The 13,727-nt window shown below is 42.6% G+C and carries 16 protein-coding genes; 5 read left to right on the forward strand and 11 right to left on the reverse strand.

Going from position 1 to position 13,727, the window contains the following annotated elements:
- Window positions 1-408 precede the first annotated feature (408 nt).
- From ACTL4S_RS03445 to ftsY, 4 genes are all read right to left on the reverse strand, one after another.
- Window positions 409-1,023: a DUF2057 family protein gene (locus ACTL4S_RS03445; RefSeq protein WP_005100087.1), complete on the reverse strand. Its 615-nt coding sequence runs from the start codon at window positions 1,021-1,023 to the stop codon at window positions 409-411.
- Window positions 1,024-1,224: 201 nt separating this feature from the next.
- Window positions 1,225-1,818, reverse strand: coding sequence for a nitroreductase family protein (locus ACTL4S_RS03450; protein ID WP_004731228.1), 594 nt, complete (start codon window positions 1,816-1,818; stop codon window positions 1,225-1,227).
- Window positions 1,819-2,014: 196 nt separating this feature from the next.
- Entirely contained in the window at window positions 2,015-2,704 is a 690-nt protein-coding gene (locus tag ACTL4S_RS03455) for a nitroreductase family protein (protein ID WP_441298750.1), read from the reverse strand.
- Between the two features lie 177 nt (window positions 2,705-2,881).
- Complete coding sequence (gene ftsY, locus ACTL4S_RS03460; RefSeq protein ID WP_004278679.1) at window positions 2,882-3,985, reverse strand: signal recognition particle-docking protein FtsY; 1,104 nt, start codon at window positions 3,983-3,985, stop codon at window positions 2,882-2,884.
- Window positions 3,986-4,162: 177 nt separating this feature from the next.
- Here ftsY and ACTL4S_RS03465 point away from each other — a divergent pair, with 177 nt between their 5' ends.
- Window positions 4,163-5,572 (forward strand): M16 family metallopeptidase, encoded by a 1,410-nt coding sequence (locus ACTL4S_RS03465; protein ID WP_441298751.1) that lies wholly within the window; start codon window positions 4,163-4,165, stop codon window positions 5,570-5,572.
- The gene (locus tag ACTL4S_RS03470; protein ID WP_441298752.1) at window positions 5,572-7,146 is read left to right on the forward strand and encodes a M16 family metallopeptidase; all 1,575 of its coding nucleotides are present in this window, start codon (window positions 5,572-5,574) and stop codon (window positions 7,144-7,146) included. Before ACTL4S_RS03465 ends, ACTL4S_RS03470 begins: the two co-directional genes overlap by 1 nt.
- Here the strand turns inward: ACTL4S_RS03470 and ACTL4S_RS03475 are convergent.
- Window positions 7,070-7,393: a hypothetical protein gene (locus tag ACTL4S_RS03475; protein WP_004645254.1), complete on the reverse strand. Its 324-nt coding sequence runs from the start codon at window positions 7,391-7,393 to the stop codon at window positions 7,070-7,072. The two genes, ACTL4S_RS03470 and ACTL4S_RS03475, sit on opposite strands and share 77 nt — an antisense overlap.
- A gap of 98 nt (window positions 7,394-7,491) precedes the next feature.
- Entirely contained in the window at window positions 7,492-7,851 is a 360-nt protein-coding gene (locus ACTL4S_RS03480) for a hypothetical protein (protein ID WP_004278683.1), read from the reverse strand.
- A 224-nt stretch (window positions 7,852-8,075) separates the two neighbouring features.
- Here ACTL4S_RS03480 and ACTL4S_RS03485 point away from each other — a divergent pair, with 224 nt between their 5' ends.
- The 3 genes from ACTL4S_RS03485 to ACTL4S_RS03495 all read left to right on the forward strand — a co-directional run bounded on the left by ACTL4S_RS03485 (window position 8,076) and on the right by ACTL4S_RS03495 (window position 9,377).
- A complete protein-coding gene (locus tag ACTL4S_RS03485) occupies window positions 8,076-8,309 on the forward strand; it encodes an SEL1-like repeat protein (RefSeq protein WP_441298753.1) in 234 nt (77 codons plus the stop codon).
- Between the two features lie 151 nt (window positions 8,310-8,460).
- Window positions 8,461-8,841, forward strand: a complete 381-nt coding sequence (locus ACTL4S_RS03490; RefSeq protein WP_004278687.1) for a DUF2750 domain-containing protein — start codon at window positions 8,461-8,463, stop codon at window positions 8,839-8,841.
- A gap of 104 nt (window positions 8,842-8,945) precedes the next feature.
- Window positions 8,946-9,377 (forward strand): CBS domain-containing protein, encoded by a 432-nt coding sequence (locus tag ACTL4S_RS03495; protein ID WP_004278688.1) that lies wholly within the window; start codon window positions 8,946-8,948, stop codon window positions 9,375-9,377.
- A 129-nt stretch (window positions 9,378-9,506) separates the two neighbouring features.
- Here ACTL4S_RS03495 and trpB read toward each other — a convergent pair whose 3' ends face one another.
- The 5 genes from trpB to ACTL4S_RS03520 form a co-directional block, all read right to left on the reverse strand.
- Window positions 9,507-10,715 carry a tryptophan synthase subunit beta gene (gene trpB, locus ACTL4S_RS03500; RefSeq protein WP_247143986.1) on the reverse strand — a complete coding sequence of 403 codons (1,209 nt, stop codon included), beginning with the start codon at window positions 10,713-10,715 and terminating at the stop codon, window positions 9,507-9,509.
- Between the two features lie 107 nt (window positions 10,716-10,822).
- Window positions 10,823-12,010 carry a vWA domain-containing protein gene (locus ACTL4S_RS03505; protein WP_441298754.1) on the reverse strand — a complete coding sequence of 396 codons (1,188 nt, stop codon included), beginning with the start codon at window positions 12,008-12,010 and terminating at the stop codon, window positions 10,823-10,825.
- A gap of 13 nt (window positions 12,011-12,023) precedes the next feature.
- The gene (locus ACTL4S_RS03510; RefSeq protein ID WP_004278691.1) at window positions 12,024-12,875 is read right to left on the reverse strand and encodes an AAA family ATPase; all 852 of its coding nucleotides are present in this window, start codon (window positions 12,873-12,875) and stop codon (window positions 12,024-12,026) included.
- A gap of 20 nt (window positions 12,876-12,895) precedes the next feature.
- Complete coding sequence (locus ACTL4S_RS03515) at window positions 12,896-13,279, reverse strand: hypothetical protein (protein ID WP_195725981.1); 384 nt, start codon at window positions 13,277-13,279, stop codon at window positions 12,896-12,898.
- A gap of 21 nt (window positions 13,280-13,300) precedes the next feature.
- On the reverse strand, window positions 13,301-13,606 hold the full coding sequence (locus ACTL4S_RS03520; RefSeq protein ID WP_004278695.1) for a YcgL domain-containing protein: 306 nt from the start codon (window positions 13,604-13,606) through the stop codon (window positions 13,301-13,303).
- Between the last annotated feature and the right edge of the window lie 121 nt (window positions 13,607-13,727).

Raw genomic sequence — 13,727 nt, forward strand, 5'->3', positions numbered from 1 at the left:
CTCAAATAAACTTCGAGTAATTTCTACCATCAATCAATGAAAATAATTTCGATCAATCAACCAGTAAAAATCCACACAAGTTGTTCTTCATAATCTCTTAATGATCTTCTTAAAACCTCGTCAGTTTCAAGCTCCAACCCAATCACTTAACGTTTCGTTTCATGCATTGCGTTGGTGTGCTGCGTATTCTATACAGTTTCAAAACGAGCGCAAGGGCTTTTCTTAAAAATATTCAAAAAAACCAATCATGCGTTTATTTTTTAATCTAAAAGGCTATTTTTAACACTTTTTTGCGTTTTTCTAGCTAATTCCGCATGAAAAGTTTAAGCAAATGTTAATTTTCTAGCCTTCATCTCATAAAAAAAGATCACCTCAATGGTGATCTTTTTGATTCTTCATCAAAATATTTTAATTTGTCTGCTCAGCGAGCCAAGTCATAAATTTTTGACGTTCAGCTTTAGAAGCTTTCTGCCATAATTGAATCAGCTGCTGATCATTCTGTTCTACTGACTGAGTATATATAGCTGCCGGTTGATGAACTGGTGTCGCGGCTTGAGTTGTCATATCTACTTTTTTAGTCAATACGCGATTTCCAAACCATGGTTTCGCTGAATCTTTAGCGCCCGTCTGCTGGACTAAGAGCTGATTTTTCGCATCATATAGGCCAATAATGGGCTGATCTTTATATTTTTGCGCTGCATCAAAATCTTTAGGCGCCTGAATAAGTGCTAAACGGTAAGTTTCACCATCTTTAAGGCTTGGTGTTTTTACCGTAACCACACCTGACTTTAAAATGTCATGTGAATTGTCTGAATGCTGGAAAAATTCGTTATAGCGTACGCTGATCGCATTTACACCTGCATCCAAGCTATAAGTCTGATTAGAACGTAATAGACCCGAGTTCACCTCTTGATCATTTACGGCAACAATTTTTATTTCTTCAGGTACTGTGACGGTCACTGCCGAAAAAACTGGTGTGCTAAACAGAAACACTGCTGCAGTTGCCGCAATACGTAAACCCATATCCTATACTCATTTTGGTTGTTTATTAAAAATTAGCTGCACTATGCCGCGTCTAAATGACAATCTTATGACAAAAGCTGGAGCGATACAGCCTGTGTTTTTAGCATTTATTTAGCTAGACATATCACATCATATCTAAATACAACTCTAAGACATAAAAAAGAAGCATCAAAGTGCTTCTTTTTTATAACCTAAAATCGTTTACGCAAAGGTCTTAAAGCGTTCTGCATCATCCATAAAGGTTTTTTCACCTGCAGGAGCTTCAATCGAACCAAATACCAGTTGAGCGCGAAGTTTCCAGTGAGATGGAATCTCGAAAGTTTGTGCAACTTCTTCATCAATAATTGGATTGTAGTGCTGCAATGAAGCACCGATATTTTTTTCTGCCAAAGCGGTCCAGGTTGCAAACTGTGCAATAGCGGAAGAATGCTCAGACCAGACTGGGAAGTTATCTGCATAGAGTGCAAACTGCTCTTGCATCGACTTCACCACATTCTGATCTTCATAAAACAGAGCGGTTCCATAACCTGCTGCAAAAGCATTGATCTTGCTATTGGTTGATTCAAATGCATCTGCTGAAACAAGGTCACGTAAAGTTTCACGTACAATATGCCAGAAGGTATCATGTGATTGACCAAATAAAATCACCACACGCGAGGTTTGCGAGTTAAAAGATGACGGACTGTGCTTCACCGCATCTTTAATGATTTTCTCAATTTCTGCTTGATCCAGATCTACATTTTTTCCAATTGAATAAATGCTACGGCGTTGTTTGATTTGATCTAAAAATGCCATGAACCCACCTCTGTATATTTTGGTTATTTGAAAATCGATAAAGTTATATTACGTGCTTTAAGCACCCAAGACAGGTGCATTTCGATAACAATGTGTTTTATTTATAGAACAATCAGATTTAGATCTGCGTAGCGTATTTGTATCTGATTTTATCCGCAGCTTCCATGCTGTCACATATAAAGTGTTCTATAAACTTTTAATTAAATACTTTGAAACGATGCTGATCCGGTTTTTGTAATTTTTCTGCTACTGTTTGTTCAATTGACCCAAAGCAAAGTTGTGCGCGTAACAACCAGTTCTTTTCAATCTGAAAATGCTCTGCGACCCTTTCATCAATCAGTGGATTATAGTGCTGTAAGGATGCCCCTAAGCCAGAATCTGCCAGCGTCGTCCATACGGCAAATTGCGCCATACCGGAAGTTTGTTCCGACCATGCTGGAAAATCCTCACTATTTAATGGCATTTTCTTTTGTAATTGTTGAATCACGGCTTGATCTTCATAAAATAAAACCGTGCCATAGGCCGCAGCACATTGATTCAACTTAATTTCAATTCCTTCGTAAATATGTGCCGGCATATACTGACGCTGCACCTGTTTCACAATTTCCCAGAATTGATGATGAGAATCTGCAAATAACACCACAATGCGCGTAGTTTGAGAATCATAAGCCGAAGGGCAACTGCGCACTGCTTCCTGAATGATTTCGCCAAGATAAGTCTGACTATAATGTACTCGCTTACCGAGTTGATCGATACTACGGCGCTTTTTCAATTGATCGACAAAAGTCAGTTCTAAATCACCATTCAGTTTATTTTTTCTTGAAAATTTAAAATCCTTGGTTATATCGCTTGTTAATACCTGACCAATCTTATTTAGCAATGCCATTTTCTACCCCACAAAAAACAAGCCAAATCAGCTTAGAAAATCCCCTACAATTATAAGGCCTTTATCAAGATGGGCAGATTTAGTGGTGGTTTTACTGTCGGTTTTTACAACACTCAAACCAGCCAAAAACAACAAACTCCGCACTTGGCGGAGTTTATGTGAAGCATTGCACATTATTTATTTTTCAGTTTCAAATAATGCAGCAACAAAAGATTTGGCAGAGAATGGACGCAGGTCATCAATTTTTTCACCCACACCAATAAAGCGAATCGGCACATGAGTACGACTGGCGATATTAAACAGTACCCCACCTTTGGCAGTACCATCAAGTTTGGTAATAGTTAAGCCCGTCAAGCCTACCGCCTCATCAAACATCTCGACCTGATTAATAGCATTCTGACCAGTACCGGCATCGACCACCAACATCACTTCATGAGGTGCAGTGGCATCAATTTTCTGCATTACACGTTTTACTTTAGTCAATTCCTGCATCAAATGACCTTTGTTATGCAAACGGCCCGCTGTGTCTGCAATCAATACATCCACACCTTTGGCACGCGCACTTTCAAAAGCATCGAAAATCACTGAAGCTGAGTCAGCACCATGACCCTGAGCAACAACCGCAATATTATTACGCTCACCCCAGATCTGGAGCTGTTCAGTTGCAGCCGCACGGAAAGTATCGCCTGCTGCCAACATGACGGTCTTGCCTTCACCTTGCAGGCGCTTTGCCAACTTGCCAATGGTAGTCGTTTTACCGACACCATTCACACCAACTACCAGAATCACATAAGGCGATTTATTCGGATCAATATGCAGCGGTTTTACCCGTGGTGCCAATAAAGCCACCAGTTCTTCCTGAAGCGCTTTATAGAGTGAATGCGAATAGATCAAATCACCACGTGCCGTACGTTCAGTCAGGTTAGCGATAATGGTCTTGGTGGCTTCCACACCGATATCGGCCACCAGAAGCTGCTCTTCGACTTCTTCTAATAATTCATCATCAATTTCTTTACCACCGATCAGGATATTTACCATCCCATCGGCAAGGTTTTTACGGGTTTTGGTTAAACCCACTTTCATACGGCTAAAGAAGCCACCTTTCGCCGCAGAATCTTCATTTTCAGTTTCTGTTTCGACAGGTGCAGAAACTACAGCTGTTTCGCTTGGCGTTTCTACGATAGGCACATTGACCGCAGGTAAGCTCGGTAATGTGACATCATCATCTCCGATATCAGCATCAATCAAAAATTTGTTTTGCCCATTAGATTGCTGTTGCATGCCGAATCCTTGAAAAGCATTGCGTTAAAAACCCAGATTCTACCATAACTTGCCTGCTTTGCAGCTAGCAATGCAAATGCTGGACAAACATACCAAAAAGCTACAGCTCTCGGTTGCTTTCAAGCACGCATTTATTAAAAATAACTCTAAATACAAACGCCTATTTCAGGAGATCTAGTGTTCATCACCTTTTTGACTATCTCCTCTTTCTCGCAAATGATCAAACAGACGCTTTATCCACTCGGTGCAGCAGTCTTACTTAGCCTGAGTTTTAACTCGGTTCAGGCACAAACCCGAAGCGAATTGTCACGGACTACTTTTGAAACCACTTTAAGTAACGGTTTAAAAGTCATTATTCGGGAAGACCATCGTGCGCCCATGGTAATGACACAAATCTGGTACAAAGTCGGCAGCAGCGATGAATCTGGAAATATTCTGGGGGTATCACATGCGCTTGAACATATGATGTTCAAAGGCACCCATAAAGTACCGAATGATGAATTTACCCGTCTTAGCCGGATTTATGGCGGCAGTATCAATGCGGCTACCTTCACCAATTACACCAATTATTATCAGCTTTATCCTAAAGCCTATTTTCCTATGGCGCTGGAACTTGAGTCTGATCGGATGAGTAATTTACTGCTTCGACAGCAGGACTTCGAGCCAGAAATTAAAGTCGTCATGGAAGAACGGCGCCAGCGTACCGATGACAATCCGCGTGCGCAAGCCTTTGAACGGTTTAAATGGATCAGTTATCCGACCAGCCATTATCGCCAGCCAGTGATTGGACATATGAAAACTCTGAATAATATTCAGTTGAATGATGTCAAAAAATGGTATCGGGACTGGTACAGTCCGAATAACGCCATTCTGGTGATTGTGGGGAATGTAGAATCTGAAGCTGCTTTGGCTCAGGTACAAAAATATTTTGCTGACATTCCCGCACGCCCAACACCAGCACGCAATGATGTACTGGAGTTTGAGCGTTTGGGTTATCGGCATATGGAAATTAATAGCAGTGTTCAAGTGCCTAATCTATACATGACCTGGAATGTAAAATCCCTTGGCACTGCCAAAAACCCCCAAGATGCTTATGCCTTGACCATTATTCGCAGTCTTTTGGACAGTGGCATTTCTTCGCGCCTGCAAGACCGATTGGTACGTGATCGTAAAATTCTGACCTCTGTCAGCGTTTCTTATGATCCCTATAATCGCGGCGACAGCCTGTTTGGTATTTCTGCCTTACCTGCGCCGGGCATCTCTTTGCAAGAAGCACAACAAGCCATTCAGGATGAAGTAGATTTACTTAAAACTACAGCGATGACCCAACAGGAAGTGGATCGTATCAGTACCCGCTTTATTTCCAATTTGATTTATAGCCAGGATGATATTGTCGGCCAGGCCAAAATGATTGGCAATCTGGAGGTCAATGGCTTGAGTTATCGCCTGATGGATGAATTACCGAAACACTTTGAAAGTTTCAGTGTTCAGGATATCCAGCGCGTCGCCAACGCCTATTTTGTGCGTGAGAATCTCAGCACGCTTTATCTCTCACCCGAACAAAACACCCAGCAACGGGGATTATAATGCTTCAGCTTCGTCCATTTTTGCTTATTTCAACTTTAAGTCTTAGCTCGGCTACCCATGCAGAAAACTATCTTGACCCTCAACCTGACCAAAATGACAACCCCAGTCAGTTACAGTCTATCCCTTTACTGCAAAGTTTAAAAAATATTAATCAGCAACGGGATTTTCAGGCGCCTTATATTCATGACCTGAACAATCGCTATAAGGTACGTACACTGTTCGTTGAAACGCAAGATCTTCCCATGGTAGATATCCAGCTGACCTTTAATGCCGGTTCGGCCCGTGATCAGGAAATTACCAAAGGTCTATATGGCCTATCCAATATGGCAGCCAAGTTGATGCGTGAAGGAACCGACAAATATAGCGCCAATCAGGTGGCGGAAGTTTTTGACCAAACCGGAGCACAATTCAGCGTACAAGCCTATCGGGACATGTTTGTGGTCCGTCTGCGTACGCTTTCAGACCCGGAAAAACTGGAACCCGGATTGAGCATGCTGATGGAGGTTGTCAAGAATGCGTCATTTAAAATGTCTAGCATTAATCTGGCTTTAAGCAATACGCAAGTGGGACAAAAACAGCTACAGGAAAATCCAAGCCGATTGATGGATATCCGGTTTTATCGTGCCCTATATGGTCAACACCCTTATGCAGAACCAATCAGCGGCACCCAAGGCAGCACCAAGAAAATTAACGCAGAATTATTAAAAAAATTCCGTGATCAGTTTTTGGTGGCGCAAAATATGAATATTGCTATTACCGGTAAACTCAGCCCTAAACAGGCACTGGAACTGTCTGAACGAATTGCCGGCAATTTACCTCAAGGGCAAAAAGCAGAGGCATTGCCACAGCCTGAAATTCAATCTGGTTTTGAAGTGGTACACCTACCCTATAACTCGTCTCAGGCGCATGTCACCTTTGGGCATTTAGGCCCAACTCGCTTTACTGAAGATAAACTGGCTATAGAAGTCGCCAATCGCATGTTTGGCGGTAGCGGATTTAATGCGGTATTGATGCAGGAACTGCGGGTGAAACGTGGTTTTACTTATGGCGCTTATAGTTCATTGAGCTTTAGTCAGGCACCCGGCGTATTCAGCTTTAAGTATTCTACGCGTCAGGATCAACTGCTAGATAGCATTCAGATCGCACATCAAGCATTTATCAACTTTGTCGGTCAACCTATTGATACGCAGCGTCTGGAAGAAACCAAAGCAGGCATGTTACGGGCCTTCCCTAATAATTACAGCAGTAATGCTACCATTAATGCTCAGCTAGGCAATATGGGCTTCTATAGTGAGCAAAGTAATTATCTATCCAGTTATCCAGATCGGCTGGCTAAAATCACAGCGGCAGATGTACAAAATGCAGTGCGCAAGCATTTTCATCCTGATCGCTTAACCCTGGTCGTCGTCAACAAAGAACTGGATCAAAATGCCTTGAAAATGCGTTTGGAGCAGAATTTAATGGATGCCAATTATTACTTACCAACAAACCCTATGCCTAAGGCATCTCCACAGAGACCGGTGGAAGCTGACGTGCCCGAAGCGATTCCTGCTGATAAGCCTGCATCAATTTAAGGTACTGCCCACGACGGATATGCTGCTGCTCTAACAAGGCGAGTGCCATATCCTGAGTTTGGGGAAGGTTTTGCTGTTTAGACAGTTGCTGAATCTGGGTGACTTGAGCAATGCTCAACGGACGATATAGAGCAAATGCGGCTAAAAGTAGAATGATCGCAATAATAAAAATAACCACACTGTTATAAATCTGTTCCAGTTTGATTCTGCTGAAAAATTGGCTTAGTTTTTCTGTATCTATAGACATACACTACCTCAGGTTAGAGGTAGTGTATGGTCGCAGTTACATAAGTTCAAGTCAGCGCACTGAATATTCATAAGAGCTGAATCCTGCTATTTCGAGGACTAATTCATGATTCTGGTAATAATTGTTGAATACAGCACCAATGCAACAACAAGCAATACCAGTGCAATTGCAAATTTACTTAAACCCGCTTCTGCTTCAGGCGGATGCAGACGATCCTCATCTGCAATGCGGACCAGCTCACCATTATAAAGCTTATAAAACTGCTCACGCTGGTTTTCGTCCAGCGCCCGGGTAAAGTCGTAGACTTCTTTACGTTGTGCCAGCCCATAATCACCTAGATGGGTATATTTACTGAATATAGCTTGATCGAGTTTTTTACGATGCAAATCGGCAAGTTCCATAATTTGACCTGCAGTCGGAGGCATATCAAATTTCACACCATCTAAAGTTCTTGTCATCATGGCCTTCTCCTTATTGTTTGCTATCCATTTACAATGTAGCTTAATAATATTTATAGTTGTGTATAGTTTAATCAGTTAAACTATAACTGAAGTAAACAAATAAAATCGAATAGTTGACTTTTCCATTATTTTGTAATATTAGTTTAACAATACTAATTTATATTTGTATTTAGACTAAATAGTCTATCCTGTAATCATAATTAAAATTAAGGAGTTTTTATATGATACAACAACTCTCTCAACACGATCTGGAACATCTGTACGCAGATGCCGTGAATACCATTCAATCGCAAATGAACTTTGCTGATGCGATAAAACAGCTTGAAGAAGCCGCTCGTGCAGGCCATGGTAAAGCAGCGCTCTTTTTAGCAGAACTTTATTATCAAGGTTTCCGTGTAGAACGAGATTCACTCAAAGCCCAGTACTGGCAAAACATGGCCACCATGCAAGCATAAAGAAACGTCACCTAGGTGGCGTTTTTTTCAGCCCTTTTTTCAATAAATAGCAATCAATACATATTTTCTTACGAATCCTTGCAAAGCTGAAACAGTAATTTCATATAAAGTTCCTAGAATAGAGCCTGAACTCCAATAGCACTTTATTCTAATGAAACCACGAAAAATTATTCAAATTGATCCGATCTGCAAAAACTTTCTGTTAAAGATCACGATGCTTAAATCTTTGATGAATTGTGGCGAGCTATGGGGCGCATATCACCAAGGCTGGGCGATGATGCGTGACCAGGAAGATTGTATCTTTCCATTCTGGCTCAATCCGCTGGATGCTAAAAATTATGCCCAGCAACATTGGCCGGATTACATTCCACGTAAAATCAATTCTGAAGATTTTGAAAATGCATTATTGCCGACCCTGTCGCGACTGAATGTTACGCCAGCGCTGTTCAACACCAATGGAACCAAACTCAAACTGACTGCTGCACAGATGCGTCATCTGTTTTTTTCGCAACAAAGACTGCACATTGCTTAAATAACATGCTATTTATAAAGACTAAAACCTAAACACTTAGAGATGTTCAGGTTGAATACATACTCTAGGATTAATAATAAATTGACCAATAAGGATGATTAAGCATGACCAATGTGGCACAGGTGCTCAGTGAAAAAATGCATCAAGCTATTTATACCATTCGTCCAGATTCTACTGTTTTAGAAGCCATCACCTTGATGGCGGATAAAGGAATCGGGGCGCTTGTGGTAACCCATGAAGACAATGTGGTGGGGATTTTGTCAGAGCGGGATTACACGCGTAAGATCGCGCTGATGCAAAGAACCTCATTCGACACCACTGTTAATGAGATCATGACCTCTAAAGTGATTACCGTAAATACAGCTACTAGCGTAGAAGACTGTTTATCTTTGATGACTGAACGCCACCTACGCCACTTACCCGTGGTCGAACATGAAAAACTGATCGGTCTGATTTCAATTGGGGATTTGGTCAAAGCGGCCATGGATGACCAACGCAAATTGATTGAACAGTTACAGCAATATATCTCAGGTTAAAATATCATCTAGCTTTCTCTAAGGCATTTGAAGATCACTTAAGTGACACCAAGATAAAGTTTTATATCTGATCCATAAAAAATCCCGGTATGTGTACAGGGATTTTTTATATGAACATTCTGAATAAAATCAGTTTAGACCTAATTTTTCTGCGACGTAATCTGAGTCTTTATCACCACGACCCGATAAGTTCACTACAATCTTGGTATCTTTTGGCAGTTTCCCTGCTTCACGAATGGCCCAAGCCACCGCATGCGAACTTTCTAATGCAGGTACAATGCCTTCTACGCGTGACAGTGTCATGAATGCATCCAGACATTCCTGATCGGTTGCAGTCGTATACTCAACCCGACCCAAATCTTTCAGCAAGCTATGCTGCGGCCCCACACCCGGATAATCCAGACCAGAAGCAATTGAATGCACTGGCAATGGCTCGCCCTGTTCATCTTCTAGCACATAACAGGCCATACCATGTAACTGGCTCGGTTTACCTAAGGTCAAAGTAGCTGAATGCATATCGGTATCTAAACCATGACCTGCCGGCTCAACGCCAACCAGTTTCACATCTGGTTCATTTAAAAATGCAGTGAATGCGCCAACTGCATTAGAACCGCCACCGACACAGGCAACAACATAGTCAGGATTTGCACCAAAACGCTCATTGGCCTGAACTTTAATCTCATCACCAATAATCGACTGGAAATCACGTACCATCATCGGGAATGGGTGCGGCCCGACTACCGAACCAATGGCATAGATGTAGTTTTTCGGGTCTTTTAAATATTCTTCAAAAGCACTGTCGACTGCATCTTTGAGTGTGGCTGTACCGCGAGTCACAGAAATCAGCTTGGCACCCAGAATTTTCATCTTGACGACGTTTGGATGCTCTTTTTCGATATCCACCTGCCCCATATGAATTTCACACGGAATACCCACCAAGGCACATGCAGTTGCCAAAGCAACACCATGCTGGCCGGCACCAGTTTCTGCGATGACTTTGGTCTTGCCCATATATTTGGCCAGTAGTGCTTCACCTAGGCAATGATTAATCTTGTGCGCGCCAGTATGGTTCAGATCTTCACGTTTCAAATAAATCTGGGCTCCACCGAGCTGTTTAGAAAGACGTTTGGCATGAAATAGTGGACTTGGACGACCGACATAATGAGCAAATAGGTCTTTCAATTCATTCTGAAATTCTTCAGTCTGACGAATTTCCTGATAGGCCACATTAATATCATCCATGGCCTGTTTCAGATCGGGTGGAATAAACTGACCGCCATATTGACCAAAAAAACCCTCTTCATTTGGTAACGCAATACCATTAATTTGATGAGCCATAATGATGCCTGAAATTTTAAATAAGAGATAATGAGTGACTTTATACTAGAATAATTTGTTTGAAATCACTAATAACTCTAACTAAAGTCACTTATAGATAAATGGAATTAACGCGCCAGATATTTGGTCATGTCTTCAATGCCTTTCAGCGTCATTGGAAACATATGATTTTCAAATATCTGCTGGATCAGACCAATGGTATGGGTGTAATGCCAGTATTTTTCTTCTTCCGGATTCAGCCAAGCAGTTTTATCAAAATGCTGACGCAGACGCTGTAACCAGACCTGTCCAGCTTCATCATTCATATATTCAACCGAACCACCGACAGAATTCAGCTCATAGGGTGCCATGCTGGCATCACCGACCACAATCACGCGGTAATCACGGCCATAGGTATTGAACAAATCCCAGGTATTGATGCGTGAACTGGAACGACGGATATTGTCTTTCCAGACATAGTCATAGAGACAGTTATGGAAATAGAAATATTCCAGGGTCTTGAATTCGGTTTTCGCCGCACTGAACAGCTTTTCACACTGGGCAATATGCGCATCCATCGAACCACCGACATCGAACAGCATTAAAACTTTAATACGGTTACGACGCTCCGGCACCAGTTGTACATCCAGAATACCATGCTTGGCCGTTTCACGAATCGTTCCATCAATATCCAGCTCTTCGGCTGCACCCTGACGGGCAAATTTTCGTAGACGGCGCAATGCCATCTGCATCTGACGGCTACCTAAAATCTGTTCATCATCCAGATTGCGGTATTGACGCTGCTCCCAAACTTTCACCGCAGAACGCTTACGCCCCGGCCCGCCAATACGCACACCTTCAGGATGATCGCCATAGGCACCAAAGGGTGAAGTGCCACCGGTACCAATCATCTTGTTGCCGCCCTGATGTTTTTTATGCTGTTCGCGCAGACGCTCTTCTAGCATTTTCATCAGTTCTTCCAGCGATCCGGCTTTTTTCAGCTCTTCGCGCTGCTCCGGGGTCAAATGCTTTTCCAGCAACTCCAGATCAAACCAGTCTTTGGGCAGCTTATGCACCTGATTTAGCAGCTCATCCAGATCAAAGGTCGCGATACCATCAAAATAGTCTTTCATGGCGCGATCGAACTTGTCGAAATAGCGCTCGTCCTTGACCATTATAGTTTTGGCAAGCTGATAGAACTCGTCCTGATCGGCAAAGACCAGTCCTGCGGCAACTGCCTGATTGAGATCAATCAGTTCGCGGGTCGATACCGGCACGCCGTATTTGCGTAAGGTATAAAACAGTCGCACAAACATGCGTGTTTCTCCCTTAACGACGTGACATAAATGCTAGACGTTCGAGCAACTGCACATCTTGCTCATTCTTGATTAATGCGCCGTACAGGGGCGGAATTGCTTTGGATTTATCAGTATTGCGCAGAATATCTTCCGGCATGTCGTCAGCCATAAGCAGGCTGAGCCAGTCGATCAGTTCAGAAGTTGAAGGTGGTTTTTTTAAACCCGGAATCTGACGTAATTTAAAGAAGACTTGCAAAGCCTCATTGACCAATGTGGTCGAGATATTGGCAAAATGCACATCGATGATTTCACGCATGGTGGCTTCATCCGGGAATTCGATGTAATGGAAGAAGCAACGACGCAGGAAAGCATCTGGCAATTCTTTTTCATTATTTGAGGTAATGATCACGATTGGGCGCTGAGTTGCCGTAATGGTCTCGCCAGTCTCGTATACATAGAACGACATTTTATCGAGTTCATGCAGCAAGTCATTTGGAAACTCGATGTCTGCCTTATCAATTTCATCAATCAACAGGACACAGCGCTCTTCACTGGTAAACGCTTCCCATAATTTACCCGGCTTGATGTAGTTCTTGATGTCATAGACACGGTCATCACCCAACTGACTATCGCGCAAGCGGGATACGGCATCGTATTCATACAGGCCTTGTTGTGCTTTGGTAGTGGACTTGATGTGCCAGGTGATCAGCTTCAAACCCAGACTTTCTGCGACTTGCTCGGCCAGCAAAGTCTTACCTGTACCCGGCTCACCTTTGACCAGCAACGGTTTTTGCAAACTGCGTGCAGCTTTCACCGCAAGTTTTAAACTGTCAGTCGCAATGTACTGATCGGTACCTGAAAATTGTTGAATATCAGCAGACATGATTGAACCTTATTTTTTACTTACAGCGGTGAACTTTTCTCGTGAACACGAATATTGCTTTTGTTCGACACATAGGTCGACCAGCAATAGCCAACCACAGATCCAATCCCAATGACAAATAAAATAAGTGACGCATTAATCCAAACCAGGGACTGCTCTTTGGTCAGCACCCCAAATAACAGACCAAAGATCGCGGGTGCAATGGATGCATTCGACCCCTCAGATACCGTCGGTGTTAGCAGAATGGCAAAGGCCACAATCCACAAAAAACCGCCCATGGGTTTAGGCAGACGCTTGGTCACGCCATACCAGCACCATAAAGCAATCAGGCTGCCGAGCAGATAAACTGCAACGGCAATGCTCTGTTCAGGAATTGAGTCTAATACAGCCACATAACCATTCATTTCACAACTCCTGAATCAACATTAAGCACCGCGTAAACCTTCTGGTGCCACAGCATTTGGATCAATCAAGCCTTCTGGCGGCATTTGCAGGAAGAAACCGCGGGTTTCAATAGAATCCATGACATGCAAGACATTGGCACGTGCCAGTTTACGTGATTCGCTTAATTCAAGATGCATGACAAAAGTCGCACGTCCAAATGCTGCCTGTACTGCTTCAGTCAATACGCTTAAAGGTTCGAATGTTTCAGCTTCGCTTTCATTCGCAGGACGCGCCACATACAGATACATTTCACTTTTTTTGCTGGATTTGTAGATAGACACTTGCATATTTCAAACGACTTTTCTGGAAAAACAACCGCAAGGATACATCAAAAAAAAGACAGAAACATTAGCCACGTCTCATGCATCAGTCGTGATTTTGTATAATTGCTTTTTCTTTAACCAATCC

It is taken from the genome of Acinetobacter lwoffii (assembly GCF_052078135.1).
Taxonomy (GTDB): Bacteria; Pseudomonadota; Gammaproteobacteria; order Pseudomonadales; family Moraxellaceae; genus Acinetobacter; species Acinetobacter lwoffii_Z.